The sequence below is a fragment of the Streptomyces sp. NPDC001744 genome (genome assembly GCF_042892575.1).
In the GTDB taxonomy this organism is placed as follows: domain Bacteria; phylum Actinomycetota; class Actinomycetes; order Streptomycetales; family Streptomycetaceae; genus Streptomyces.
In genome coordinates, this window is record NZ_JBIAUG010000001.1 from 1 (window position 1) to 25,238 (window position 25,238).

At 74.1% G+C, this 25,238-nt stretch carries 21 protein-coding genes; 9 read left to right on the top strand and 12 right to left on the bottom strand.

Features of this window, described 5'->3' with window-relative positions:
- Window positions 1-150 precede the first annotated feature (150 nt).
- From guaB to ACFYZY_RS00015, 3 genes are all read right to left on the bottom strand, one after another.
- Window positions 151-1,653, bottom strand: coding sequence for an IMP dehydrogenase (guaB, locus tag ACFYZY_RS00005; protein ID WP_388687829.1), 1,503 nt, complete (start codon window positions 1,651-1,653; stop codon window positions 151-153).
- Between the two features lie 130 nt (window positions 1,654-1,783).
- A complete protein-coding gene (locus ACFYZY_RS00010) occupies window positions 1,784-2,386 on the bottom strand; it encodes a sigma-70 family RNA polymerase sigma factor (RefSeq protein ID WP_388687832.1) in 603 nt (200 codons plus the stop codon).
- Between the two features lie 243 nt (window positions 2,387-2,629).
- Window positions 2,630-3,241, bottom strand: coding sequence for a response regulator transcription factor (locus tag ACFYZY_RS00015; RefSeq protein WP_003948568.1), 612 nt, complete (start codon window positions 3,239-3,241; stop codon window positions 2,630-2,632).
- A gap of 433 nt (window positions 3,242-3,674) precedes the next feature.
- On the opposite strand from ACFYZY_RS00015, the gene ACFYZY_RS00020 reads away from it, so the two are divergent.
- Complete coding sequence (locus tag ACFYZY_RS00020; RefSeq protein ID WP_388687834.1) at window positions 3,675-4,013, top strand: WhiB family transcriptional regulator; 339 nt, start codon at window positions 3,675-3,677, stop codon at window positions 4,011-4,013.
- A gap of 82 nt (window positions 4,014-4,095) precedes the next feature.
- Here ACFYZY_RS00020 and ACFYZY_RS00025 read toward each other — a convergent pair whose 3' ends face one another.
- Window positions 4,096-4,989, bottom strand: a complete 894-nt coding sequence (locus tag ACFYZY_RS00025; protein WP_388687837.1) for a LysR family transcriptional regulator — start codon at window positions 4,987-4,989, stop codon at window positions 4,096-4,098.
- An 81-nt stretch (window positions 4,990-5,070) separates the two neighbouring features.
- Between ACFYZY_RS00025 and ACFYZY_RS00030 the strand changes: the two genes are divergently transcribed.
- Window positions 5,071-5,745 carry an MOSC domain-containing protein gene (locus tag ACFYZY_RS00030; protein WP_388687840.1) on the top strand — a complete coding sequence of 225 codons (675 nt, stop codon included), beginning with the start codon at window positions 5,071-5,073 and terminating at the stop codon, window positions 5,743-5,745.
- Between the two features lie 28 nt (window positions 5,746-5,773).
- Window positions 5,774-6,547: an SDR family NAD(P)-dependent oxidoreductase gene (locus ACFYZY_RS00035; protein WP_388687842.1), complete on the top strand. Its 774-nt coding sequence runs from the start codon at window positions 5,774-5,776 to the stop codon at window positions 6,545-6,547.
- Window positions 6,548-6,642: 95 nt separating this feature from the next.
- Here ACFYZY_RS00035 and ACFYZY_RS00040 read toward each other — a convergent pair whose 3' ends face one another.
- Window positions 6,643-8,529 carry a DUF2264 domain-containing protein gene (locus tag ACFYZY_RS00040; RefSeq protein ID WP_388687845.1) on the bottom strand — a complete coding sequence of 629 codons (1,887 nt, stop codon included), beginning with the start codon at window positions 8,527-8,529 and terminating at the stop codon, window positions 6,643-6,645.
- 276 nt (window positions 8,530-8,805) lie between these two features.
- On the opposite strand from ACFYZY_RS00040, the gene ACFYZY_RS00045 reads away from it, so the two are divergent.
- The 5 genes from ACFYZY_RS00045 (at window position 8,806) to ACFYZY_RS00065 (ending at window position 14,251) form a co-directional block, all read left to right on the top strand.
- On the top strand, window positions 8,806-9,921 hold the full coding sequence (locus ACFYZY_RS00045; protein ID WP_388687848.1) for a substrate-binding domain-containing protein: 1,116 nt from the start codon (window positions 8,806-8,808) through the stop codon (window positions 9,919-9,921).
- A gap of 221 nt (window positions 9,922-10,142) precedes the next feature.
- Window positions 10,143-11,459, top strand: coding sequence for an ABC transporter substrate-binding protein (locus ACFYZY_RS00050; protein ID WP_388687850.1), 1,317 nt, complete (start codon window positions 10,143-10,145; stop codon window positions 11,457-11,459).
- A 4-nt stretch (window positions 11,460-11,463) separates the two neighbouring features.
- Window positions 11,464-12,363 carry a carbohydrate ABC transporter permease gene (locus ACFYZY_RS00055; protein WP_388687853.1) on the top strand — a complete coding sequence of 300 codons (900 nt, stop codon included), beginning with the start codon at window positions 11,464-11,466 and terminating at the stop codon, window positions 12,361-12,363.
- A complete protein-coding gene (locus tag ACFYZY_RS00060; RefSeq protein ID WP_388687856.1) occupies window positions 12,360-13,214 on the top strand; it encodes a carbohydrate ABC transporter permease in 855 nt (284 codons plus the stop codon). Before ACFYZY_RS00055 ends, ACFYZY_RS00060 begins: the two co-directional genes overlap by 4 nt.
- 17 nt (window positions 13,215-13,231) lie before the next feature.
- Window positions 13,232-14,251, top strand: a complete 1,020-nt coding sequence (locus ACFYZY_RS00065) for a hydroxyacid dehydrogenase (RefSeq protein ID WP_388687858.1) — start codon at window positions 13,232-13,234, stop codon at window positions 14,249-14,251.
- Here the strand turns inward: ACFYZY_RS00065 and ACFYZY_RS00070 are convergent.
- From ACFYZY_RS00070 to ACFYZY_RS00085, 4 genes are all read right to left on the bottom strand, one after another.
- Window positions 14,228-17,569, bottom strand: a complete 3,342-nt coding sequence (locus tag ACFYZY_RS00070) for a hypothetical protein (RefSeq protein WP_388687861.1) — start codon at window positions 17,567-17,569, stop codon at window positions 14,228-14,230. The two genes, ACFYZY_RS00065 and ACFYZY_RS00070, sit on opposite strands and share 24 nt — an antisense overlap.
- Window positions 17,570-17,669: 100 nt before the next feature.
- Complete coding sequence (gene groL / locus ACFYZY_RS00075; RefSeq protein ID WP_388687863.1) at window positions 17,670-19,298, bottom strand: chaperonin GroEL; 1,629 nt, start codon at window positions 19,296-19,298, stop codon at window positions 17,670-17,672.
- A 117-nt stretch (window positions 19,299-19,415) separates the two neighbouring features.
- Entirely contained in the window at window positions 19,416-19,724 is a 309-nt protein-coding gene (gene groES, locus ACFYZY_RS00080; RefSeq protein ID WP_190121666.1) for a co-chaperone GroES, read from the bottom strand.
- 314 nt (window positions 19,725-20,038) lie between these two features.
- Complete coding sequence (locus tag ACFYZY_RS00085; RefSeq protein WP_388687865.1) at window positions 20,039-20,968, bottom strand: polysaccharide deacetylase family protein; 930 nt, start codon at window positions 20,966-20,968, stop codon at window positions 20,039-20,041.
- Window positions 20,969-21,106: 138 nt separating this feature from the next.
- On the opposite strand from ACFYZY_RS00085, the gene ACFYZY_RS00090 reads away from it, so the two are divergent.
- A complete protein-coding gene (locus ACFYZY_RS00090; RefSeq protein WP_388687867.1) occupies window positions 21,107-22,294 on the top strand; it encodes an SAM-dependent methyltransferase in 1,188 nt (395 codons plus the stop codon).
- 168 nt (window positions 22,295-22,462) lie between these two features.
- Here ACFYZY_RS00090 and ACFYZY_RS00095 read toward each other — a convergent pair whose 3' ends face one another.
- From ACFYZY_RS00095 to ACFYZY_RS00105, 3 genes are all read right to left on the bottom strand, one after another.
- Entirely contained in the window at window positions 22,463-23,803 is a 1,341-nt protein-coding gene (locus ACFYZY_RS00095) for an RNA polymerase sigma factor (protein ID WP_388687870.1), read from the bottom strand.
- A 32-nt stretch (window positions 23,804-23,835) separates the two neighbouring features.
- A complete protein-coding gene (locus ACFYZY_RS00100) occupies window positions 23,836-24,201 on the bottom strand; it encodes a YciI family protein (protein WP_388687873.1) in 366 nt (121 codons plus the stop codon).
- 97 nt (window positions 24,202-24,298) lie between these two features.
- Window positions 24,299-25,153, bottom strand: coding sequence for a polysaccharide deacetylase family protein (locus tag ACFYZY_RS00105; protein ID WP_388687875.1), 855 nt, complete (start codon window positions 25,151-25,153; stop codon window positions 24,299-24,301).
- Window positions 25,154-25,238: the final 85 nt, after the last annotated feature.

Below are 25,238 nucleotides of genomic sequence, written 5' to 3' on the forward strand. Positions count from 1 at the left end.
CACGACTGCTCACCCGAGCGGCACACCCCAGGAGCCGGTCTTGACCACGTCCCCCCCCCCCCCCCCCCCCCCCCCCCCCCCCCCCCCCCCCCGGGGGGGGGGGGGGGCGCCCCCCCCCCCCCCCCCCCCCCCCCCCCACTCACGCGGGCGCTACTTCTTGCTGTAGTTCGGTGCCTCGACCGTCATCTGGATGTCGTGCGGGTGGCTCTCCTTGAGGCCCGCCGAGGTGATCCGGACGAAACGGCCCTTGCTCTCCATCTCCGCGATGGTGGCGGCGCCGACGTAGCCCATCGTCTGGCGCAGGCCGCCGACGAGCTGGTGCAGCACGTTGGCCAGCGGGCCCCGGTAGGGCACCTGACCCTCGATGCCCTCGGGCACGAGCTTGTCGTCGGAGGCGACCTCGGCCTGGAAGTAACGGTCCTTCGAGTACGACCGGCCCTGGCCGCGGGACTGCATGGCGCCGAGCGAGCCCATGCCGCGGTACGACTTGAACTGCTTGCCGTTGATGAAGAGCAGCTCGCCGGGCGACTCCTCGCAGCCCGCGAGGAGGCTGCCGAGCATCACGGTGTCGGCGCCGGCGGCCAGCGCCTTGCCGATGTCGCCCGAGTACTGCAGGCCGCCGTCGCCGATCAGCGGGATGCCGGCGGGACGGGCCGCGAGGGACGCCTCGTAGATGGCGGTGACCTGCGGGACGCCGATGCCGGCGACCACGCGGGTGGTGCAGATCGAGCCGGGGCCCACGCCGACCTTGATGCCGTCGACACCGGCGTCGATCAGGGCCTGCGCGCCGTCACGGGTGGCGACGTTGCCGCCGATCACGTCGATGCCCACGCTCGACTTGATCTTCGCCATCCAGCTCAGGGCGTTGCCGCTGTGGCCGTGCGAGGTGTCCACCACCAGGAAGTCCACCCCGGCGCCGGCGAGCGCCTGGGCGCGGTCCAGGGCCTCGGGGCTGGCGCCCACGGCGGCGCCGACGAGCAGACGGCCCTCGGCGTCCTTGGCGGCGTGCGGGTACTTCTCCGCCTTGACGAAGTCCTTGACGGTGATGAGGCCCTTGAGCACGCCCCGGTCGTCCACCAGGGGCAGCTTCTCGATCTTGTGCCGGCGCAGCAGCTCCATGGCGTCCACGCCGGAGATGCCGACCTGGCCGGTGACCAGCGGCATCGGCGTCATGACCTCGCGGACCTGACGGGTGCGGTCGCTCTCGAAGGCCATGTCGCGGTTGGTCACGATGCCGAGGAGCTTGCCCGCCGGGTCGGTGACGGGGACGCCGCTGATGCGGAACTTGGCGCACAGGGCGTCCGCCTCGGCGAGCGTCGCCTCCGGGTGCACCGTGATGGGGTCGGTGACCATGCCGGACTCGGAGCGCTTGACCAGGTCGACCTGGTTGACCTGGTCCTCCACCGAGAGGTTCCGGTGCAGCACGCCGACGCCGCCCAGACGGGCCATCGCGATCGCCATGCGGGACTCGGTGACCTTGTCCATCGCCGCGGAGAGCAGCGGGATGTTCACCCGGACGTTGCGGGAGATGCGGGACGAGGTGTCGACCGCGTTGGGGAGCACCTCGGAGGCCCCCGGCAGCAGCAGCACGTCGTCGTAGGTCAGCCCGAGTGTCGCGAATTTCTCGGGCACTCCGTCGACGTTGGCAGTCATGACACCTTCCCCAAATGGCCTTGATCGGTGCGGATGTCCATGCTAACGGGCCGGAGCGGTGTCTCATTCCACGATCAAGATCAGCCGCGAACTTCGGACCTTCGTACATCCGCGCGGGGAAGGGACGGGATCACTGCTCCGCCAGCGCGCGCAGACGGCTGAGGGCGCGGTGCTGGGCGACCCGGACGGCGCCGGGTGACATGCCGAGCATCTGTCCGGTCTCCTCGGCGGTGAGCCCGACGGCGACCCGGAGCACGAGGAGCTCGCGCTGGTTCTCCGGGAGGTTGGCGAGCAGCTTCTTGGCCCATTCGGCGTCGTCGCTGAGCAGCGCGCGCTCTTCGGGACCGAGGGAGTCGTCGGGGCGCTCGGGCATCTCGTCGGAGGGCACGGCCGTGGACCCGGGGTGCCGCATGGCGGCCCGCTGGAGGTCGGCGACCTTGTGCCCGGCGATGGCGAAGACGAACGCCTCGAAGGGCCTGCCGGTGTCCTTGTAGCGCGGCAGCGCCATCAGGACGGCGACGCAGACCTCCTGGGCCAGGTCCTCCACGAAGTGGCGGGCGTCGCCCGGAAGCCGGCTGAGACGGGTGCGGCAGTACCGCAGGGCGAGCGGATGCACGCGTGCGAGCAGGTCGTGCGTGGCCTGCGCGTCGCCGTCGACCGCGCGGTGGACGAGCGCGCCGATCTCTCCCCGCCCGGCAGGCAGGGGGGACCCCGCGGTCTCGTCGTCGCGCATCGCTCCATGGTGCCCCGACGCTTCCGCGTTCGTGGCACCGCGTCCGTAGTTGTGCACCGAAGCGTTATGAGCGGGTACGCCGGAACTCATCTCCCGCGCCCTCCCCTCCCGCTCGATCGACTCGTCCCCGAGGAACTCCACATCTCAAGGATGCGTCATCCGGCGGGGAAGTGACACAAGCCCACCCCGTCCGTCCCGCGACGGGCGCGGGCGAGGACGGGGATGCGGCGGGTGACCTGCGGTTCAGCGCACCAGGCCCCAGCGGAAGCCGAGGGCGACGGCGTGGGCGCGGTCCGAGGCGCCCAGCTTCTTGAAGAGGCGCCGGGCGTGGGTCTTGACCGTGTCCTCGGAGAGGAAGAGCTCGCGCCCGATCTCCGCGTTGGACCGGCCGTGGCTCATGCCTTCGAGGACCTGGATCTCGCGCGCGGTGAGCGTGGGCGCGGCGCCCATCTCGGCCGAGCGGAGCCGGCGCGGGGCGAGCCGCCAGGTCGGGTCCGCGAGCGCCTGGGTGACCGTGGCCCGCAGTTCGGCGCGCGAGGCGTCCTTGTGCAGGTAACCGCGGGCACCCGCGGCGACCGCGAGCGCGACGCCGTCGAGGTCCTCGGCGACCGTCAGCATGATGATGCGGGCGCCGGGGTCGGCCGAGAGCAGCCGGCGGACGGTTTCCACGCCGCCCAGGCCGGGCATGCGCACGTCCATCAGAATGAGGTCCGAGCGGTCCGCTCCCCAGCGGCGGAGGACTTCCTCGCCGTTGGCGGCGGTGGTCACGCGCTCGACGCCGGGCACGGTCGCGACCGCGCGGCGAAGCGCCTCTCGGGCAAGCGGGGAGTCGTCGCAGACGAGGACGGATGTCATGCGTGACCTCCGCGGCTCTCGCAGCTGTTGCGCGTCACCTTGAGCCTCCAGGGCTGTACGTATCGTCACCTGTGCGGTCGACGCTCTCGGACACCTGCCCGATCGCTTGTTCCTCCAACCGCCTCCGCACTCTCAACGACGGTCACCCGAAAGAGTTACGGGCCGGACGGCAGGCTTCGGCACTCTACGTGAGGGGCCGTGCGCGGAGAAGCGCGACGCGACCCTTCCGTCGCGAGATCAAAGGCTATGCACCATTTAGCGGGATTTCTTCCCTTTTCGCGGTGTCTGAGGCTAGATTCGCAATGAGTCATATTTACATCTACTTAGACAGTAGGTGTTACGACCCGACCTGTCGGGGACCGGAGGAGCCCCGGCCGGCGGCCATCCACCCGCCCGCCTATCCGTTCGACACGGTTTCAAGGGGACAAGCGCAATGGCAGATTTCTCCCGCCTTCCCGGACCCAACGCCGATCTGTGGGACTGGCAGCTGCTCGCGGCCTGCCGCGGGGTCGACAGCTCCCTGTTCTTCCACCCGGAGGGAGAGCGCGGCGCGGCGCGGAGCGCGCGTGAGAACTCGGCTAAAGAGGTCTGCATGCGGTGCCCGGTGCGCGCGGAGTGCGCGGCCCACGCGCTCGCCGTGCGGGAGCCCTACGGCGTCTGGGGCGGCCTCACCGAGGACGAACGCGAGGAGCTCATGGGACGCGCCCGCAACCGCCTGATCACGACGGCGCCGACGTCGGCGTCCACCGCCGCCACGTCCGCACCCCTGTGAAGGAACGTTTCTTCACCCGTACGACCCCACCGCACGGCCCGCACGGCCCGTGACGGGCCCGCGCGAGGGCGCCGGCCGGCGCCTACGCGCGCGCGGCGGCGCGGGCGAGTTCGTCCAGCGTGGCGGCGACCGCCGGGACCTGTGCGAGGTCCGGCAGGGTCAGGGCCACGATCTCCCGCTCCACCGCGGGTTCCACGGTCACGGTCCGCGCCCCCTTGGGCCGTACGGACTCGATGGCCAGCTCCGGCAGGACGGCCACGCCCAGGCCCGCGCCCACCAGGCCCACGACAGCCGGGTAGTCGTCGGTGGCGAAGTCGATGCGGGGGGTGAAGCCCGCCTCCTCGCAGACGTCCACGAGCTGGCGGCGGCAGCGCGGACAGCCCGCGATCCAGGACTCGTCCGCCAGCTCCGCGATGCCCACCGGACCGGTCCCGGCGAGCCGGTGCCCCTCGGGGACCAGGCCCACGAGCCGGTCGGCGAGGAGCGGGCGGACCACGAGGTCGTCCCACTCGGCCCGCCCGGCCCCGTAGCGGAAGGCGAGGGCGATGTCGCAGTCGCCCTCGCGGAGCATCTCGATCGAGCGCGGCGGTTCGGCCTCGACCAGGGAGACCCGGGTGCCGGGGTGCGCGGCCCGCAGGGCGGCCAGGGCGGTGGGGACGAGGGTGGAGCTGCCGCTGGGGAAGGACACCAGGCGGACCCGGCCGGCGCGCAGCCCGGCGATGGCGGCGACCTCCTCCTCGGCGGCGGTGAGCCCGGCGAGGATGCCGGAGGCGTGGCGCACCAGGACCTCGCCGGCCTGGGTGAGGCGCATCTCGCGTCCCGTGCGGACGAGCAGCGGCGTTCCGGCGGAGGCTTCGAGCGCCTTCATCTGCTGGCTGACGGCGGGCTGGGTGCAGCCGAGTTCACGCGCGGCGGCCGAGAAGGAGCCGGTGGCGGCGACGGCGCGCAGGACACGGAGGTGGCGGGCCTCGATCATGGGCTCCAGCATAAGGGACGCTTGGGAAAGCCCTCCGATAATGCCGAGCGGCTTTGAGGCGGATCCCCTTAAGGTGCCCGCATGACCTTGCTGAGCGTGAACGTGGGCCGCGCCCGGGCCGTGGACTACACCGGCGCCCCCTCCGGCCTCACGGGCATCGACAAGCGCCCCGTCGAGGGTCCCGTGCGGATCGAGGCGCCCGGCGCGTCCGGCGCCGGGGCGAGCGGGGTCGCCGGGGACGCCGTCTGCGACCTGCGCTTCCACGGCGGCGACGACCGGGCCGCGTACGCCTTCGCCCGCGAGGACCTGGACGTGTGGGAGCGGGAGCTGGGCCGCGGGCTGGCCAACGGCTCCTTCGGCGAGAACCTCACCACGCGCGGCCTCGACGTCAACGGCGCCCTGATCGGCGAGCGCTGGCGGATCGGGGAGGAGGTGGTCCTGGAGGTGACCGGCGGCCGCATCCCGTGCGGCACCTTCGCGGGCTTCCTCGGGGAGAGGGGCTGGGTCAAGCGGTTCACCCGGGCGGAGGCCGGGCCGGGCGCGCTGCTGCGGGTGATCGCGCCGGGCGAGGTGCGGGCGGGCGACCCGATCGAGGTCGTGCACCGGCCGGACCACGGGGTCACCGTCGCGCTGCTCCACCGGGCCGCGACCTCCGAACGCGCCCTGCTGCCCGGCACGCTGGCCGCCGCCGCGTGGATGGAGTCGGGCCTGCTCGCCCTCGCCCGCGCGTACACCGAGAAGCACGCCCGCGCGTAGCCGCCGGGCGGGGCACTACCGTGCCCGTATGACGACTGCACTGATTACGGGCGCCACCGCGGGCATCGGGGCCGCCTTCGCACGGAGACTCGCGGCGGACGGCCACCACGTCGTGCTCGTGGCCCGGGACGTGAAGCGGCTCCGGGAGCAGGCGACCGAGCTGCACGACCGGCACGGCGTCGAGGCCGAGGTGCTCGCGGCGGACCTCGCCGAGGAGGCGGGGATCGCCGCCGTCGAGGCGCGGCTCTCGGACCCGAGGCGGTCGGTGGACCTGCTCGTGAACAACGCCGGCTTCGGCAACAAGGGCCGGTTCCTGGAAGTGTCCATGGCCGACGAGCTGAGGATGCTCACCGTGCACTGCGAGGCGGTGCTGCGGCTGACCTCGGCCGCCGCCGCCTCGATGAAGGAGCGCGGCCGGGGCGGGGTGGTGAACGTCGCCTCGGTGGCGGCCTTCGTCCCCCGGGGCACGTACGGGGCCTCGAAGGCGTGGGTCGTGCAGTTCACCCAGGGCGCGGCGCGGGACCTCGCGGGCAGCGGCGTGCGGCTGATGGCGCTCTGCCCCGGCTTCGTGCGGACCGAGTTCCACGAGCGGGCCGGGATGGGCACGGGCAACATCCCGGGCTGGATGTGGCTCGACGCGGACAAGCTGGTGTCGGCGGCGCTCGCGGACCTGGACCGGGGGAAGACGCTGTCGATCCCCGATCCCCGGTACAAGGCCCTGATGGGCGTGGTGAAGCTGGCGCCGCGCGGTCTGCTGGGCGGGGTCTCCTCGAAGGCGGGCCGCAAGTACGGGCCGAAGTGAGGCACGGGCCGACGTGAGGCGCGGGTCGACGTGAAAGGCGGCCCGACACGAAGCGCGGTCCGACGCGGGGCGCGGGCACGGATCGGGCCGGGCGTTCACAGCAGGGTGTCGAGGTCCAGGCGCGTGGTGGTGCCGTCCCGCCAGGTCACGTCGAGGGTGTGACCGTCGATCCGGACGCGTGCGAGGCGGTCGACGGGCTCCGGACCGGGTTCGGCGGTGAGCGAGGCGAGGGCGGCGAAGAGGGCGGCCGGACCGCGCGTGACGCCGTACAGGGCGAGGGTGCGGCTGCCGGGACCCTGAAGGGTCTCCCCGGTGGGGAGCGCGGCGGCCGGTTCCCCGGACGGGTAGCCGTGGACCGGGTGGAGCTGGGCGCTCGGCCCCCCGGGCGGGACGGCCCAGCCGGTCTGCCGTACGGGTGTCCCCTCCGGGGCACCGAGGACGAGGTGGGCGCGGAGTTCGGCGCGGCCGTGGGCGAGGGTCGCGGAGAGGACCCGGACGCCGGGGCGCGGGGTGTGCAGGGAGGCGGCCCAGCCGGGACCGGTGCCGGCGGGGACGGCGGGCCCCCTGGTGGTGGCCCGGGTGCCGGACGCGGGGCCGGTGGGGTCGGCAGAGCCGGTGGGGTCAGTGGGGCCGGTGGGGTCGGCGGAGCCGGTGGGGGCGCCGAGCAGCGCGAAGTGGTTGTCGGCCGGGGTGGTCCCGGTGGTGGGGCCCGTGCGGGTGGAGTAGGCGTGGCGGGCGTAGCCGGGGTCGTCCTCGCCCCCCTCGCGGCTGCCCACGTGGTTGCTGCCGTGGTTGTGGAGGCGTACGAGCCCGTCGGCCGCGGTGGTCTGGACGAGCAGCCCGGCCGGGGCGAAGGCGCGGACGGTGTCGGCGCGTTCGGCGGGCAGGGGTTCCTCGGGGTCGGTCCAGGCCGGGTGGCCGGCGGGCAGGAGGAGGCCGAGGAAACCCTTGGACGCCCAGTAGGGGGAGCCGGGGCCCGAGTACTCCTGGACGAGCGGCGGGTACGGGCCGTGCCAGCCGAGGGTGAGGAGCCCGTTCTCGTCGGTGGCGCCCCGGTCGAGGAAGTACCGCAGGGTGCCGGAGGCGAGGCGGCGGGTGGCGCCGGGGGTGAGCGGGGTGTGGCCGGTGAGGGTGCCGAGCCAGGGCGCGGCGGCGGCGGCGAAGCGGTAGATCAGGGAACGCCCGTACGGGGCGGGGGCGCCGTTCGCGTCGAAGAGGTGGACGTAGTCGTCCAGATGGGCGCGGAGCCGGGGCCCGTACCGGTCGAGGAGGGCGCGGTCGCCGGCGAGGTGGGCGTGGAGCACGGGGTAGAAGTGCAGGGCCCAGGCGTTGTAGTGGTCGAAGGCGCGGTTGTCGCCGTCGCTGTACCAGCCGTCGCCGAGGTACCAGTCCTCGACGCGGGCGAGGGAGCGGTCGATCGTGGCGGCGGCGCGGTCGGTCTCGATCCCGGCGTCCCCGAGGAAGCCCGCGACGGTGAGGCCGAAGAGCCACCAGTTGTTGTCGACGGGGGACGGGCCGAGGGCGGGGAGCAGCCACTCCGCGACCCGTTCGCGGACGCGGTCGTCGAGCCGGTCCCAGAGCCAGGGGCGGGTGAGGCGGAGGCCGAGGGCGACCGAGGCGGACTCGACGACCGCCTGGCGGGTGCCGGACAGGAGCGGCCAGGACTCGGCGTCCTCCCGGCCGGGCTCCTCCGTCCCTGCGGCGAGGCCCTCGGCGTACCGGTCGAGATGGCCGTGCGGGTCGGCGCCGCCGTCGCCCGCGACGCGGAGGGCGGCGAGCAGGAAGGTGCGGGCCCAGCCCTCCAGGCCGTCCGAGCGGGCCCCCGACCAGCTGGGGCGGGGTCCGGGGAGGCCGACGAGGCCGTACCGGGGCGAGGCGAACGGGCGCACGTCCAGGAGGAGACGGTCGGCCGCGGCCTCCCAGTGGGCGCGGGTCCAGCCGGTGTACGGGCTGAGCCCGCGGTTCTCGGGCGGCGCGGGCATGGTGCTCCCTGTGGCTTTCCGGCGGCTCGGGGGCTCGTGGCCCCGGCTCCCCGCGGTCGGGCGGCTCCGGGGCGGACCCGGCGGCTTCCGGTGACCGCCGACGAGTGCCGGTGACCGTGGGCGGTTTCGGGGTCCGGGGCGGGTCTGGCGTCGCCGGGAATCCTCGACAGACTTCGATCGGGCGTCAAGAGTTGGGGAGCGAATGATCGAAAATCCTGTCGTTCGATCATTCTGGCCTTAAGCTCGGAGGTCCACCACCACGAGGGGATCCGCACCGTGCGCGAGAGTGCCGCCGAACGACACGACCGACTGCTGGCCCTGGTGCGCGAGCGCGGCACCGCCCGCGTCTCCGAGCTGGCCGAACGGCTCGGGGTCTCCCCCGTCACCGCCCGCAGGGACGTCGAGGCCCTGGCCGGCCGGGGGCTGCTCGACCGGGTGCACGGCCAGGTGTCCTGGCCGGCCCGGCGGGACGCCCCGGGCGGCGGGCGGCCCGGCGAGGGCCCGGTCATCGGCCTGCTCGCCCCCTCCGCCACGTACTACTTCGCCGAGGTCGTCCGGGGGGCGCACGAGGCGGCGGCCCGCGCCGGGGCCCGGCTCGTGCTGCGCGTCTCGGACTACCGGCCCGAGGAGGACCGCGCCCGCACCGAGGGGCTGCTCGCGGCGGGCGCCGAGGGCGTCCTGGTCGCGCCCGGCTGGCGGGGCCCCGAGGACCGGCTCGCGTACGGCGACTGGCTGGCCGGGCTGCCCGTGCCGACGGTGCTCCTGGAGCGGCGCGCCGAGCCCGGCAGCCCGCTGGACGGCCTGGACCGGGTCGTCTCCGACCACGGCCACGGCGTGCTGCTCGCCCTGCGGCACCTGCTCGCCCTGGGCCGCGCGACACCGCTGCTCGTCGCCCGCCGGGACTCGCCGACCGCGCTCGCGGTGCGCGCCGGGTACGCCGGGGCGCTGGCCGCGCTGGGCCTGACGGAGCCGCGCCCGGTGATCGACTCCGTACCGGCGGAGGAGGACCCGGAGGGGTTCGAGCGGGCGGTGCGGGCGCTGTACGAGGCCGTCCGGTCCGGCCCGGCGAGCGCGGCCCTGGTCCACAACGACGTGGACGCCATCGAGATCACGCGGCGCCTGGCCGAACTGGGCGTCCGGGTGCCCGGGGACCTGGCCCTGATCGCGTACGACGACGAGGTCGCCGCGCTCGCCGAGACCCCGCTGACGGCGGTCGCCCCGCCCAAGCGGCAGGTCGGCCGGCACGCGGCGGAACTCCTGCTGGAGCGGCTCGCCGAGGGGGCCGCCGGGGAGACGGGGGAGGCGGAGGCGCGGCGCCACCTCAGCCTGCTGCCCCGGCTGCGGGTACGGGCCTCGTGCGGGGCGCCGGGGTCCGTCCCCGGCACCCCGTGAGCCCGCTCCGTCCGCCCGCCTCCTCCTCGCTCCCTCCGCGCGTCCGCCGCCCCGGCCGCGCCTCCGCCCTCCCCCGGCCGCACACCCGTCCGTCCCCTCTGCCTCCACCCCCACTTTGATCTTTTTTCGATCAATCAATCTTTCGCTCTTGACTTCGTTCATGAAGGGTCACAGGATCACGGCCACAACCTCCCAGCCGCCCCGCCCCCAGGAGCCGTGCCGTGTCCCCCATCCGGAGCAGAACGACCCGCGTCGTCGCGGGCACCGCCACCGCCCTCGCCGTCCTCACGGCCTGCGGCGGTGCCGGCGGCGACGCCGCCGACAAGCCGAACGGGCCCGTGACCATCACCTTCTGGGGCTGGGCCAAGGGCACCAAGGACGTCGTGGACGCCTTCAACGCCTCCCACACCGACATCAAGGTGAAGTTCGAGGAGATCCCCTCCGGCAACGCCGGTGGCTACGCCAAGATCTCCAACGCCGTGAAGGCGGGCAACGCCCCCGACCTCGTCTCCGTCGAGTACCCCTCGCTCCCCGAGTTCGTCAGCTCCGGCGCCCTCCAGGACATCGGCGGCGAGTTCACCGAGACCGACCGCGCCAAGTTCCTCTCCCAGGCCGTCGAGCTCACCACCCTGGGCGGCAGGAACTGGGCCGTCCCCTTCGACGCCGCCCCCCAGGCGTTCTTCTACCGCAAGGACCTCTTCGAGAAGTACAAGGTCCCGGTCCCGGCCACCTGGGACGCGTTCCGGAAGGCCGCCGAGCAGGTCAGCAAGGCCGACTCCAAGGTCCGCATCGCCACCTTCTTCCCGGACGACCCGACCACCTTCGAGGCCATGGTCTGGCAGGCCGGGGCCCAGTGGTTCAAGGCCGAGAACGAGACCTGGAAGGTGGACACCACCGACCCGGCCACCGCCAAGGTCACCGCCTACTGGCAGGGCCTCCTCGACGACGGGCTCGTCCACAAGAACGCCTCGTTCTCCCCCGAGTGGACCGGCTCGCTCAAGAACGGCACCACCATCGGCTACCTGGGCGCCTCCTGGGGCGCGGGCGTCCTCAAGGGCACCCTGCCCGAACAGGCCGGCAAGTGGGCCGTCGCCCCCGTCCCCACCTGGGACGGCAAGCCCGCCAGCGGCATGCTCGGCGGCACCTCCTTCGCCGTGACCAAGAACAGCAAGCAGAAGGCCGCGGCCGTCACCTTCGCCAAGTGGATGTCCACCACCGAGGAGGGCGTCAGGGCCCGCATCGCCTCCGGCACCTCCTCCGCCTTCCCCGCCGCGGCCGTCCTCCGCCCCGTCGCCAAGAAGGCGTTCGACGCCGGCTACTACGGCGGCCAGGACATCTACGCCCTCTTCGAGGCCGCCGGCGCCTCCATCACCCCCGGCTGGGCCTGGGGCCCGACCACCGGCACCACCAACACCACCATCAAGGACCAGTTCGGCAAGACGGCCCCGGGCGGCCCGTCCCTCGCCGACGCCGTCAAGGCCGGCCACGACGCCACCGTCGCCGAACTGACCAAGCGCGGCCTGAAGGTCGAGGGCTGACCGCGTGAAGGCCCGCACCCGTGCCGCCACGATCCTGCTGACGCCCTTCTTCGTGCTCTTCACCGCGGTGATGGTGGTGCCGATCGGATACGCGGTCCGGCTCAGCCTCTTCACCGAGAAGCAGTCCGGACTGGGCTTCGGCGGTTCCGAGACCGTCTTCAGCGGCCTCGACAACTACGCGGCGGCGCTGGGTGACCGGGCCTTCCGCGAGGGCTTCGGCGTCCTGCTCGGCTACTGCCTGCTCTACATCCCGCTGCTGCTCGCCGGGGCCCTCGGCCTCGCCCTCCTGCTGGACTCGGCGCTCGCCCGCGCCCGCCGCTTCTTCCAGCTCGCGCTCTTCCTGCCGCACGCCGTCCCCGGCATCATCGCCGCCCTGATCTGGGTGTACCTCTACACGCCCCAGCTCAGTCCGGTCGTCCGGGCCATGGAGGCCGGCGGCGTCGGCTTCGACTTCTTCTCCCCCGGAGGCGCCCTCCCCTCCGTCGTCAACATCGCCCTGTGGGAGTGGCTCGGCTACAACATGGTGATCTTCTACGCCGCCCTCCAGGCGATCGACCGCTCCGTCCTCGAAGCGGCCACCGTCGACGGGGCGGGCGCCTGGCGGACCGCCTTCTCCATCAAGGTCCCGCTCGTCAAGGCGTCGCTGGCGATGGTCGGCCTCTTCACGGTCATCGGCTCCCTCCAGCTCTTCACCGAGCCGCTCATCCTCAACAGGGGCACCGGCTCCGCCGTCACCTCCACCTGGACGCCGAACATGTACGCGTACACCGCGGCCTTCGACCGCAACGACTACGGGCTCGCCGCGGCGGCCTCCGTGCTCCTCGCCCTGACGGCCGCGCTGCTCTCCTTCGCGGTGACGCGTCTGACCGGCCGCCGGGCGGCCCGGAAGGAGCGCGCCGCGTGAACGGCTCCCGCCGCGACCACCGCTGGCTCTCGAAGACGGCCGTCAACGGCGCCCTCGCCCTCGCCACCGTCTACATGCTCTTCCCGCTCGTCTGGCTGCTGACCGCCGCCACCAAGGACGCCGGCGGGCTCCTCGCCGGGAACGCCTTCTCCTTCGAGGGCTTCGACCTCGGCGGCAACCTCTCCCGGCTGGCCGAGTACAACGACGGCGTCTACTTCCGCTGGTACCTGAACAGCCTGCTCTACGCCGGGTTCGGCGCCCTCGCCTGCTCGCTCGTCAGCGTCGCCGCCGGATACGCCTTCCACGTCTACGCCTTCCGGGGCAAGGAGAAGCTCTTCGGCCTCGTCCTCCTCGGCGTGCTCGTCCCCACCACCGCGCTCGCCCTGCCGATGTACCTCCTGGCCAGCGAGATCGGGCTCGTCAACACCTACTGGGCCGTCCTGCTCCCCGTCCTCGTCAACCCCTTCGGCGTCTACCTCTCCCGGGTCTTCTGCGCCGGCTACGTCCCCGACGAGGCCCTGGAGGCCGCCCGCATCGACGGGGCGGGCGAGCTGCGCGTCTTCTGGTCGATCGGTCTGCCGATGGTCATGCCCGGCTTCGTGACCGTCTTCCTCTTCCAGTTCACCGCGGTCTGGAACAACTTCTTCCTCCCGCTGGTGATGCTGTCCGACCAGAAGCTGTACCCGCTGAGCCTCGGCCTGTACGCGTGGAACAGCAACGCCCACGCCGAACCCGACTACTACCCCCTCGTCGTCACCGGTTCCCTGCTCGCCGTCCTGCCCCTCGTCATCGCCTTCGTCTCCCTCCAGCGCCACTGGAAGGCCGGCCTGACCGCCGGCAGCGTCAAGTGAGGAAGGCAGCTCCCGCCATGCGCCCCGCCACCGACAACCGCCCCTCCCTCCTCCTCGCGATGGGCCGGGGCGTCGACGAACGCCTCCTCACCGAGGCCCACCGGACCCGCCTCGCGGCCCTGACCCGCACCGATCCGCACCTCGTCGCCCACGACCTCACCGCCCCGGACGAGCGGACCGCCGCCGCCCTCGCGGAGGCCGAACTCCTGCTCACCTGCTGGGGGGCGACCCCGCTCACCCCCGAGGTCCTGGACCGGGCGCCCCGCCTGCGGGCCGTCGTCCACGCGGCCGGATCGGTCAAGCACCACATCACCGACGCCTGCTGGGAGCGGGGCCTGCGGGTCACGTCGGCCGCCGCCGCCAACGCGCTGCCGGTCGCGGAGTACACGCTCGCCGCGATCCTCTTCGCCGGGAAGGGCGTCCTGCGCTCGGCGCGGCGGTACGCCGGGCTCCGCGCCGGCCACGACTGGCTCGCCGAGTCCTCGGCCTGGGGCAACTACCGCCGCACGGTCGGCGTCGTCGGGGCCTCCCGCATCGGCCGCCGGGTGATCGACCTCCTGCGCCCCTTCGACTTCGAGGTCCTGCTGTACGACCCGTACGCCGAGGTCCCGCCCCCGGGCACGGAACTCGTGGGCCTGGACGAGCTGTGCGCCCGCAGCACGGTCGTCTCGGTCCACGCGCCGCAGCTCCCGTCCACGTACCGCATGATCGGCGCGGCGCAGCTCGCGGCGATGCCGGACGGGGCGACCCTGATCAACACGTCCCGGGGCTCCCTGGTGGACGAGCCGGCCCTCCTCCGCCACCTCGTCACGGGCCGTCTCCACGCGGTCCTCGACGTCACGGACCCGGACCTGCCGCCGCCGGACTCCCCCCTCTACACCCTTCCGAACGTCCTCCTCACCCCGCACGTGGCCGGCTCGCTCGGCAACGAGCTGCACCGGATGGCGGACCAGGCGGTGGGGGAGGTGGAGCGGTACGTACGGGGGGAGGCGTTCGCGGAGGAGGTGCGGGCGTCAGACCTCCAGCGCTCGGCGTAGGCGGTCGGCCTCGGCGAGGACGAGCGGCAGGGCCCCGGGCTCGTACCGCAGGACGGCGGGCAGCGCCTCGTACCAGGGGCCGGTGTGCAGGGCGAGGGCGGTGAGTTCACGGGCGCGGACGGGATCGGAGCGGGTGAGGGCCAGGTCGGCGTAGGCCCGGGCGCGGGCGAGGCCGCGGCGCGCGAGTTCGCCGAGGAGGCACTCGGCCCGCTCGTGCTGCCCGGCCCGGGCGAGGAACCCGACGAGGTCGAGCTGTACGGCCGTGAGGTCCTCCGCGGCGTACCTCTGCGTCCGCGCGACGCCGACGGCCTCGCCGTACCTCCCGGCGGCGACCAGGGCCGCCGCGAGGAAGGACCTCTCCCGCTCCCCGTCCAGGTACTTCACGTACAGGGCGGCCTCCCGGAGCAGGGCGGCGGCCTCCCCGGTCCGTCCCAGGGCCTCCTGCGCCCGTACGACGGCGGGCAGTGGGGCCGCCGTGTACCGCAGGGTCCCGCGTACGGCGGCCACGGCACGGGCCAGCTCCCGGGCGGCCTCCTCGAAGCGGCCCTGCCCGTGCAGGGCGAGGGCGTTCGCCGCACGCCGCTCCGTCTCCACGACGCCGACCCCGTCCTCGGGGGCGGGCAGCAGCCGGTGCGTCCCGTCCTCGACGGTGATCGGCCGGTTCTCGCCCCACTCCGCCCCGGAGCGCCCCGGCGGTCCGCTCGGCCCCGACTCCCCCAGGGCGCGGGCGAGCAGGTCGTACAGGTGGTCCCGCTGCCTGAGAGGGGCCCTCCGCACCTGCAGTTCGGCCTCCTCGAAGCGGCCCGTGGCCAGCAGGGCGCGGACGACCGCGAGCACCTCCGGCTCCCGGTCCGTGAACGCCCTCAGGCCGTCCGTGAGGGTCCGGGCGCGCTCGCCGTGTCCGGCGAGGGCGAGTGCCTCCGCGACGGCCGCCAGGACGGAGGGGACCTCCTCGCGCCGGGCCGCGCGGCTCGCCGCCTCGACGCGCTCGAGGAGCGCGACGGCCCGCTCGCGGTGCCCGGCGTCGGCCAGGGCCCGCGCGAGACAGATCCGGCGGGTGACGGACAGGGTGCCCCCGTGCGACACGAGCGCCTCGGCCTCCTCGACGCGCCCCGCCCGGACCAGGGCGCCGACCACGGCCCGTACCGCACGGGAACGGCGGGCCGGAACGGTCAGCCCGGCCAGGGAGGACCCGAGTCCCTCGACGGCGCCGGCCCGCGCCCGGGCCTCGATCAGCGCCGTCCGCGCGTCGTCCCGGTCGGTGACCGAGGCCATCCGGTCGATCAGCGCCTCGGCACGGTCGAACGCGCCCGTTCGCACCAGGCCCCGGACGAACGGGACCCTCCCCCCGGGGACCAGGGCCTCGGCGCGCTCCGCGGCCCCGGCCACGACGAGGGTCTCGATCAGTTCGGCGACGAGGCCGCCCGTGTGTGCCCACCCCTCCGCCGGGGGCGTGCCCAGTCCTTCGTCGATCAGCGCGTCCGCGCCCTCGCGCACCTCGGCGGCGATCCGCACCAGGGCGAGCGCGCGTCCGGCGCCGTGCGCGGAACGGGCGAGGCCGAGCGCCTCGGCCTCGCGTCCGGCCCCGGCCAGGGCGGCGCAGACGATCGCACGCCCCTGGGCCTCCGTCCGCGCCTTGCCCAGGGGGCTCTGCCCGTCCAGCAGGTCCAGCGCGCGCCGGAACTCGCCCGCCCGGCAGCGGAACGCCACCACGTCCAGCAGGAGGCGGTTCCCCAGGACCTCCCCCAGTTCGCTCGCGACCTCCTCCGCGCGGTCCGCCTCCTCCACCGCGAGCCAGGCGTCCCCCACGGTCCGCAGGACGGAGGGCCGCTCGGTGACGCCGTGCATCGCACGGGCCGACGCGTCGGCCTCGACGAGCAGGGCGCGGGCCCGCCGGACCTCGCCGCGCGCGTGCAGGAGCCGTGCGACCTCGCACAGCGCCGGTACGCGGCTCACCGGTTCGAGCCCCCGCGCGAGCGCCAGCCCCCGGTCGGCCTCCCCCACCTCCGCCCACGCCACGGGCAGCTCCGCCGGCACCCGCCCGTTCCGGTCCCGCAACGCCGCCCGCCGCAGGGCGAGCCGCAGCAGGGCGGCGACCGGGGCGGGCCGGTCCCCCCGTTCGAGCAGTGCCTCGCCCGCCGCCGCGATCTCCCCGAGCGCCACCCCGTCGCCGCCCGTCTCGGCGAGCAGCCGGTCGTGCCGTACGGCGTCGAGGGCGCACTCCGCCATCGCGTCCGGGTCCCCGGTGGCCCGCAGCATCGGGAACCAGCCGTGGAGCAGGTACGCCGGGGAGTCCTGCGGCCAGCCCCGTTCCCGCCAGCCCTCCGCCCAGTCGCGCAACGCAACCCGCCACCGGCCGAGTTCGCGCGTCCCCAGCATCTCCCGTGCCTGGACCACCAGTTCCTCGTGCGCGAGCAGGTACGCCTCGCCCCGCAGCGCGAACGTCCGTCCCGGCCCCGTCCGCAGCACGTCCCGCACCCGGTACGGGACCTCGCCCGTCAGCTCCGCCAGGTCGTCCGCCGTCAGGCCGCCGCCCGCCGCCGTGAGCAGTCCGAGGAGTTCGTACGGGAGGCCGCCGCCGCCCTCCACGAGGTACTTCAGCTCCCGTTCCGCCTCCGACCGGATCGCGCGGGCCTCCGGGGAGGGGGCCAGGAGGCGGACGGTCGACGGGTCCCTGAGCGGGTGGTCCCCGGGGACGTCCGCCGGGAGCGGCGGGTTGAGGCGGCCGGAGACGATGACGGGGAGGCCCGACGGGTCGTACGGCAGGAGCGCCGCGATCGAGTGCGCGTCCGGGCCCGTCGTCACGCCCCGGTCCTCGTCAAGACCGTCCACGAGGAGGACCAGGCGCTCGCCGCGCGCCGCGCAGGCCCCGGCGGCGGTGGCGTACAGGCGCAGCAGGTGGGCCTCCCGGGTGGCGGCGGTCAGCAGGGCCGGGAGGCCCTCTCCGGCCAGTTCCGCGAGCTGCTCCAGGACCACGTCCACGTACGCGGCCACGTCGTTCTGGGCGCCGAGCCGGGCCGTGACGAAGAAGGGGACGATCCGCACGCCCGGGGGCGGGGCGAGGGCGAACGAGGCCATCAGCGCCGTCTTCCCGGCCCAGGCGTCCGCCCGCCACCACCGGTAGCCGGATCCGGTGCGGCAGAACTCCGCCAGTTCCGCCAGCTCTTCCTCGCGGCCGACGAGTTCCGGCGGGGCGATCCGGCGGACCTGTTCCCGGTAGGCCGAGCGGACCGCCGTACCCGTGCCGAAGCCGACCGTGTTGCCGTCGCCCACGACGACGACGCCCGCCCCGTTGTCGACCTCGATCCCCCGCTCCATGGGCCCCATGCTGCCAGCGCCGGGCGCGGCGGGGAGGCGAACGCCGAGGCCCGGTGCCCCCGCGACGGGGGCACCGGGCCTCAGTGGTCAGTTACGCGCCTCAGTGGGAGTGGCCGTGACCGTGGCCGTGGCCGTGGTCCGCCGGCTCCTCTTCCTTCTTCTCCACCACGAGGGTCTCGGTGGTGAGGAGGAGGGAGGCGATCGAGGCGGCGTTCTCCAGGGCGGAGCGCGTCACCTTCACCGGGTCGATGACGCCGGCCTTGACCAGGTCGCCGTACTCGCCGGTCGCGGCGTTGAAGCCCTGGCCCTTGTCCAGCTCCGCCACCTTGGAGGTGATGACGTAGCCCTCCAGGCCGGCGTTCTCGGCGATCCAGCGCAGCGGCTCGACGGCGGCGCGGCGGACGACCGCGACACCCGTGGCCTCGTCGCCGGTCTTGCCGAGGTTGCCCTCCAGGACCTTGACGGCGTGGACGAGCGCGGAGCCGCCACCGGAGACGATGCCCTCCTCGACCGCGGCGCGGGTCGCGGAGATGGCGTCCTCCAGACGGTGCTTCTTCTCCTTCAGCTCCACCTCGGTGGCGGCGCCGACCTTGATCACGCACACGCCGCCGGCCAGCTTCGCGAGGCGCTCCTGGAGCTTCTCGCGGTCCCAGTCGGAGTCGGTGGACTCGATCTCGGCCTTGATCTGGTTGACGCGGCCCTGCACGTCCTCGGAGTTGCCGCCACCGTCGACGATGGTGGTGTCGTCCTTGGTGACCGTGACGCGGCGGGCGGTGCCGAGCACGTCCAGGCCGGCCTGGTCGAGCTTGAGGCCGACCTCCTCGGCGATGACGGTGGCGCCGGTCAGCGTCGCCATGTCGCCGAGCATCGCCTTGCGGCGGTCGCCGAAGCCGGGGGCCTTGACGGCCACCGCGTTGAAGGTGCCGCGGATCTTGTTCACGACCAGGGTCGACAGGGCCTCGCCCTCGACGTCCTCGGCGATGATCAGGAGCGGCTTGCTGGCGCCGGCCTGGATGACCTTCTCCAGGAGCGGGAGCAGGTCCTGGATCGAGGAGATCTTGCCCTGGTGGATCAGGATGTAGGGGTCGTCGAGGACGGCCTCCATGCGCTCCTGGTCGGTCACCATGTACGGGGACAGGTAGCCCTTGTCGAAGGCCATGCCCTCGGTGAAGTCCAGCTCCAGGCCGAAGGTGTTGGACTCCTCGACGGTGATGACACCGTCCTTGCCGACCTTGTCCATCGCCTCGGCGATGAGCTCGCCGACCTGCTGGTCCTGCGCGGAGAGCGCGGCGACGGCGGCGATGTCGGACTTGTCGTCGATCGGGCGCGCGGTGGCGAGCAGCTCCTCGGACACGGCCTTGACGGCGGCGTCGATGCCCTTCTTCAGGGCGGCCGGGGAGGCGCCGGCGGCCACGTTGCGCAGGCCCTCGCGGACGAGCGCCTGGGCGAGCACGGTGGCGGTGGTGGTGCCGTCACCCGCGATGTCGTTGGTCTTGGTCGCCACCTCCTTCACGAGCTGGGCACCGAGGTTCTCGTACGGGTCCTCGATCTCGACCTCGCGGGCGATCGTGACACCGTCGTTGGTGATGGTGGGGGCGCCGAACTTCTTGTCGATGACGACGTTGCGGCCCTTGGGGCCGATCGTCACCTTCACCGTGTCGGCAAGCTTGTTGACGCCGCGCTCAAGGGCGCGACGGGCGTCCTCGTCGAACTTCAGGATCTTCGCCATGGGAGCGGTTCAGCCCTCTCGGAATCGGGTGGAACGAACCGCGCCCCGGGGCGCCTGGAAGGGGCCTCGGGGCGCAGCTCAAAGCATCTGCTTCAGGTACTTCGGTACTTCGGTGAACTACTTCTCGATGATCGCGAGCACGTCGCGGGCCGAGAGGACGAGGTACTCCTCGCCGTTGTACTTCACCTCGGTGCCGCCGTACTTGCTGTAGAGCACGACATCGCCGGTCTTGACGTCGAGCGGCAGGCGCTCGCCGTTCTCGAAGCGGCCCGGGCCGACGGCCAGGACGACGCCCTCCTGGGGCTTCTCCTTGGCGGTGTCCGGGATGACCAGGCCAGAGGCGGTGGTCTGCTCGGCGTCGAGCGGCTGGACCACGATGCGGTCCTCGAGCGGCTTGATGGCAACCTTGGAGCTGGTGGTCGTCACGATCCGACCTCCCCCTTCGGAGATCACGGGGTTGACTGTCTGAGGTGGCGAACCAGGTGGATCCGTCGTCGCGGGTGCCGGACCTGCCCGTCGCTGTGTTGGCACTCTCCGGTGGGGAGTGCCAGAGCTGACACTATGACCGCGATTAGCACTCGGTCAAGCGGAGTGCCAATTGATCGCTCCGTGGCGTGATCGGGGACGGGGTCGGGACGCGGTCGGGCACGGCCCGGGGCGCGGCCGGGGACGCGGTCGGGCGGGGTTCTCCCGCGCCTCCCGTACGGGCCGTCCCCCGCCCCCCTCGCTCCCCGCCGGTCTCAGACGTAGTCCTCCAGCTTCGCCACCGCGTACCCCTTGGCCGTGATCACGTTCATCACGCGGCGGACCATGTCTGCCATGCTGCCGTCCCAGTCCTCCTTGCCCCGGAAGTGGGTGAGCACGATGTCGCCGGGGTGCAGGTCCCGGTCCCACTCGCGCCACTCCATATGGTCGGGGAACGCCTCGGCGGCCCACAGCGGGACCGCCCTGATGCCGCAGGACTTGGCCGCGCGCAGCGTGTCGTCGTTGTAGTTGCCGTACGGCGGGCGGAAGAGTTCGGGCCGCTTGCCGAACTTCTTCCCGATGACGTCCTGCATGCCGCAGATCTCGCGCTTCTGCTCCTCGTACGAGAGTCCGGGCAGGTAGCGGTGGTGGAGGGTGTGGTTGTGGAGGGCGATCCCGCCCTTCTGGGACTTCTGCATCCGGGAGAAGTACGCGTAGTCGTCGTTGATGACGTAGTCGCTGAGGAAGGCGCTGTACGGCAGCCGGAGCTCGTCCATCATCCGCAGCAGCTCGGGGTCCTTCTCCGCGCCGTCGTCGATCGTCAGGAAGACGATCTTCTCCTTGGTCGGCACGGTGGTGAAGACGGGCGGCATGCCGTCGCTCTTCGTCTCGAAGCCCTTGCGGGTGCCGATCGCCGGCTTGACGGCCGGTGGGGCGGGCGCTTCGAGCGGGGGCTTCGCGAGGCCCCACTTCCGGGCGGCGAGGACCCGGGCGGCCCGCTGGGCGCGGAGCTCCTCGGCCCGCGACCGGGGGGCGGCCCGGGGCCCGGCCTCCTGCTCCGGGGCCTGCTGGCCGGCGGCGGGGACGGGCGGCGCGGCGCGGTCCGGCGCGGCGGCTCCGGAGCAGGCCGTGGCGGTCGCGGCGAGGGCGGCGACGACGAGCGCCGCCCCGAACGTCCGGCGGGAGCGGTGCACCCCTTGTGCCATCTTTTCTTCCTTTTGTCGTACGAGCTGCATGGCGCCGCATCCTGTCAGCGCGGGAACCCCTGCCGGGCCGCGACACCGCCGTACCGCGCCCGCCGTCCCCCGGCCGGCCCACAGCCCTCCAGGGACCACAATGGGGCGGTGACCGACCTCGCCTCCTTCGCCGCCCTGTTCACCCCCGAGGGGCAGGCGCTCCTCACCGCCCTGCGCGACCACGACCCCGCCCGGGAACTGGCGGTGGCCTCCCGGCTGCGCCGTGACCACCCGGTCGAGCTGGTCACGGCCGCGCTCGGCCAGGCACGGCTGCGGCAGCGGGCGGTGGCGAAGTTCGGCGCGGAGGACGCGTTCCGGATGTACTTCACGCCGAACGGCGTCGAGCAGTCGACCCGGGCCTCGGTCGGGGCGTACCGGGCGGCCCGGATGAAGGCGCTGGGCGTCGGCAGCGTGGCGGACCTGTGCTCCGGGATCGGCGGCGACGCGATCGCCCTCGCCCGCGCCGGGATCTCCGTCCTCGCCGTCGACCGCGATCCGCTGACCGCCGAGGCGGTCCGCGCCAACGCCGAGGCGCTCGGCCTGTCCGGACTGATCGAGGTCCGGTGCGCGGACGTGACGGAGATCGACACGCGCCCGTACGACGCCGTCTTCGTGGACCCGGCGCGGCGCGGCGGCCGGGGCAGGATCTTCGCCCCGGAGGCGTACTCCCCGCCGCTGTCCTGGGCCGTCGAGGCGGCCCGGAAGGCCCCGCACGCCGCCCTGAAGGTGGCGCCGGGCATCCCGCACGAGGCCGTTCCCGCGGAGGCCGAGGCCGAGTGGATCTCGGACGGCGGGGACGTGAAGGAGGCCGTCCTCTGGTTCGGTACGGAGCCGGGCGCGCGCCGGGCCACCCTGCTGCCCTCCGGCGCGGGCCTCACCGGGCGCGGGCTGCCCGACCCGGCGGTCCGGCCGGTCGGCCGCTACCTGTACGAGCCGGACGGCGCCGTCATCCGCGCGCACCTCGTCGCCGAGGTGGCCGAGGAGCTGGACGGCGGCCTGATCGACGGGACGATCGCGTACGTCACGGCGGACGCGCTCGTCCCCACCCCGTACGCCGCCGCGTACGAGATCACCGACGAACTCCCCTTCAACCTGAAGCGGCTGAAGGCACTGCTGCGGGAGCGCGAGGTCGGCACCCTGACGGTGAAGAAGCGCGGTTCCGCGGTCGAACCGGAAGAGGTCCGGCGCAGGGTGCGGCCCAAGGGCCCCCACGCGGCGATGGTGCTGCTCACCCGGGTCGCGGGGGCCCCGACGATGCTGATCGGCCGGCCCGTCCGGACGGACGGGGAGCGGTGAGCCGCGCCGGGCGCCGGCGGGAGCGCCGGGCGGCGCCCCGGGCCGGCCGGGCCGGTGGGCCGCGCCGCGCTCCGGCGGGGCCGGCGCCGACGGTCCTCGCCGGTCCCGCGCCCCGCACGGTTCACGCCTCGTGGGGCCCGGGTCCCCGTGCCTCCGTGCCCCCGGGGGTCAGGGCGGGGGCGCGCCCGTCTCCCGCGCCCGCCCGAGCAGCAGCGCCCGCTCGCTCCCGTTGCGGGTGAGGGACGCCGCGCGCTCGAACTCGGCGCGCGCCTCCGCCGTCCGCCCCAGCCGGGCCAGCAGGTCCCCCCGGACGCTGGGCAGCAGGTGGTAGCGGGCCAGGGCCGGCACGGCGGCGAGGGCGTCGACCAGCGGGAGGGCCGCCGCCGGGCCCTCGGCCCTCGACACGGCGACCGCGCGGTTCAGCTCGACCACCGGGAAGGGGGCGACGGCGCCGAGCCGCCCGTACAGCGCGGCGATGAGCGCCCAGTCCGTCTCCCCGTACGACGCGGCCCGCGCGTGACAGGCGGCGACGGCGGCCTGGAGGGCGTACGGCCCGTAGTCCCGCGGGTCCCCGGCCCGCTCCAGGGCCGCGAAGCCGCGCCGGACCAGCGACCGGTCCCAGCGGCGCCGGTCCTGGTCGGCCAGCAGCACCGGCCGGCCGTCGGGACCGGTCCTGGCGGCCGTCCGGGCCGCCTGGAGTTCGAGCAGGGCGGCCAGGCCCTGCGCCTCGTCCTCCCCGGGGACGAGGGCGGCGAGGACGCGGGCGAGCCGGAGGGCGTCCTCGCACAGGCCGGGCCGCAGCAGGTCGTCGCCCGAGGTCGCCGCGTACCCCTCGTTGAAGATCAGGTAGACGACCTCCAGGACGGAGCCGAGCCGGGCGGCCCGCTCCTCCCCGTACGGCACCTCGAACTCCACGCCCGCCCCGGCGAGCGTCCGCTTGGCGCGGGTGATCCGGGCCGCGGCCGTCGCCGTGGGCACGAGGAGGGCGCGGGCGACCTCGTCCGTCCGGAGCCCGCCGACGAGCCGCAGCGTCAGTGCCGTCCGCGCCCCGGCGGAGAGGACGGGGTGGCAGGTGGTGAAGACCAGCCGCAGCACGTCGTCGTCGATGTCGCCGGGGCCGGAGGGCTCGGGGTCGTACGCCTCCCCGGTGAGCGCGCGGCCCACCTCGGTGAGCTTCCGGGCGTACGTCTCGCGCCGCCGCACGAGATCGACGGCGCGGTGCCTGGCGGCGGTCGTCAGCCAGGCTCCCGGCCGCTCCGGGACCCCGGTGCGCGGCCACTGTTCGAGGGCGGTGACCAGGGCGTCCTGGGCGATCTCCTCGGCGATGCCGAGGTCGCGGACGATCCGTGCGGCGGTCGCGACGATCCTCGGCGACTCCGCCCGGAAGACGGTGTCGAGCACGCCCTCCACCGAGTCCGCCCCGCGCCCCCGTCCCGGACCCGGGCCGGAGCCGCGGTCCGGACCCGCCCCGCGCCCCGTCCCCGTGCCGTGTGCCGTCACGTCCCCCATGACAGCACACGGCACCGACAGCGGGGCCGGGCTCAGGCCCCCGGCTCCCCCTCGACCTCGCGGACCTCCAGGCCCAGCTTCCAGTGCGGCGGGTGGGCCGACAGGAAGCGCCCGGCCCACTCCAGCGCCTCGGCCATGTCCGCGCACTTCATCAGGGCGTAGCCGCCGACGACCTCCCTGGTCTCGGTGAAGGGGCCGTCGGTGAAGGACAGCTTCCCGTCCGACCAGGTGATCCGGGTGGCCTCCGAGGTCGGCCGGAGCCCGGCCGTGTCCAGCATGACGCCGGCCCGGGTGATCTCCTCGAAGAGCGCGCCCATCCGCTCCTCGAACCCGGGGTCGGCGTCCGCCATGTCGACGGTGTCCTCCTCGGCGCGGACGAGCGTCATGAAGCGGGGCATGGTGTCTCCTCGTGGATGCGGTGGCGGGGCCGTTCCCCGCCTCTCACCCCTCCGACGAACGGGGACCGCCCGCATCGACACCGCGCCCGGAGGAATCTCAGACGTAGTCCTCCAGGCGCGCCACCGTGAAGCCCTGCTCCCGGACGCGGCGCAGCAGGGTGGCCGTCATCTCGGTCATCGTGCGGCCCTTGAGCTCGGCGGGGCCCCGGAAGTGGGCGAGGACGATGTCGCCGGGGTGGAGCTTCCGGTCGCCGCGCTGGTACTGCATGTTCGTGATCTGCATGGACTCGCGCCACAGCACGATCGCGTCCACCCCGCACGTCCCGGCGGCCGCGCGCGTGGCCTCGTTCCAGTTGCCGTACGGCGGGCGGAAGAGGCGCGGGGCCGTGCCGTACCGCTTCGCCAGCTTCTGCTGCTGGCCGCAGATCTCCCGGCGCTGGGCGTCCGGGGAGAGGGTGCGCAGGTTCGGGTGGGTGAGGGTGTGGTTGGCGACGCCGTGGCCCTGGGCGACCAGCGGGTCGAAGTACCCGTAGTCGGTGCGGACGGCCGCGTCGGTGAGGAACATGGTGAAGGGGACCCCCAGGTCCTTCATCATCGCGACGAAGCGGGGGTCCTTCTCCGCCCCGTCGTCGATCGTGAGGAAGACGACCTTCTCCCGGGTGGGGATCTCGCTGATCACCGGCACCGGCTGCCCCGGGCGCCGGACCACCGGCTTCACCGCCGGCGGGGCGGGCGGCGCCGGGAGGGGGTCGAGCCCCCACTTCCGGTACGCGGCGGCGGTGTCCGCGGGGGCTCCCGGGGCCCCGTCCTCCGCGGGGGGCGCCGGGGAGGGGACGGACGACGTCCTCGGGGCGGGCGCGGACGCGGGTGCGGCGGGGCGCTCCGCCGTGCAGCCGGCCGCCAGCAGGGCCGAGGCGGTCAGGGCCACCCAGAGCGCGATCGTCTTCTTCACGCGCGGGGAGATGACCCCGCGCGTCGAAAGGTTGCCCGACCGGCGTACGTGTGGCCTATCCGACTCCCCGCGCGGCCGGGGCCGC

Excerpts from the sequence above, each read along its gene's own strand:
- guaB (WP_388687829.1), bottom strand. The coding sequence starts at position 1,653 with ATGACTGCCAACGTCGACGGAGTGCCCGAGAAATTCGCGACACTCGGG.
- ACFYZY_RS00010 (WP_388687832.1), bottom strand. The coding sequence starts at position 2,386 with ATGCGCGACGACGAGACCGCGGGGTCCCCCCTGCCTGCCGGGCGGGGA.
- ACFYZY_RS00015 (WP_003948568.1), bottom strand. The coding sequence starts at position 3,241 with ATGACATCCGTCCTCGTCTGCGACGACTCCCCGCTTGCCCGAGAGGCG.
- ACFYZY_RS00020 (WP_388687834.1), top strand. The coding sequence starts at position 3,675 with ATGGCAGATTTCTCCCGCCTTCCCGGACCCAACGCCGATCTGTGGGAC.
- ACFYZY_RS00025 (WP_388687837.1), bottom strand. The coding sequence starts at position 4,989 with ATGATCGAGGCCCGCCACCTCCGTGTCCTGCGCGCCGTCGCCGCCACC.
- ACFYZY_RS00030 (WP_388687840.1), top strand. The coding sequence starts at position 5,071 with ATGACCTTGCTGAGCGTGAACGTGGGCCGCGCCCGGGCCGTGGACTAC.
- ACFYZY_RS00035 (WP_388687842.1), top strand. The coding sequence starts at position 5,774 with ATGACGACTGCACTGATTACGGGCGCCACCGCGGGCATCGGGGCCGCC.
- ACFYZY_RS00040 (WP_388687845.1), bottom strand. The coding sequence starts at position 8,529 with ATGCCCGCGCCGCCCGAGAACCGCGGGCTCAGCCCGTACACCGGCTGG.
- ACFYZY_RS00065 (WP_388687858.1), top strand. The coding sequence starts at position 13,232 with ATGCGCCCCGCCACCGACAACCGCCCCTCCCTCCTCCTCGCGATGGGC.
- ACFYZY_RS00070 (WP_388687861.1), bottom strand. The coding sequence starts at position 17,569 with ATGGAGCGGGGGATCGAGGTCGACAACGGGGCGGGCGTCGTCGTCGTG.
- groL (WP_388687863.1), bottom strand. The coding sequence starts at position 19,298 with ATGGCGAAGATCCTGAAGTTCGACGAGGACGCCCGTCGCGCCCTTGAG.
- ACFYZY_RS00085 (WP_388687865.1), bottom strand. The coding sequence starts at position 20,968 with ATGGCACAAGGGGTGCACCGCTCCCGCCGGACGTTCGGGGCGGCGCTC.
- ACFYZY_RS00095 (WP_388687870.1), bottom strand. The coding sequence starts at position 23,803 with ATGGGGGACGTGACGGCACACGGCACGGGGACGGGGCGCGGGGCGGGT.
- ACFYZY_RS00100 (WP_388687873.1), bottom strand. The coding sequence starts at position 24,201 with ATGCCCCGCTTCATGACGCTCGTCCGCGCCGAGGAGGACACCGTCGAC.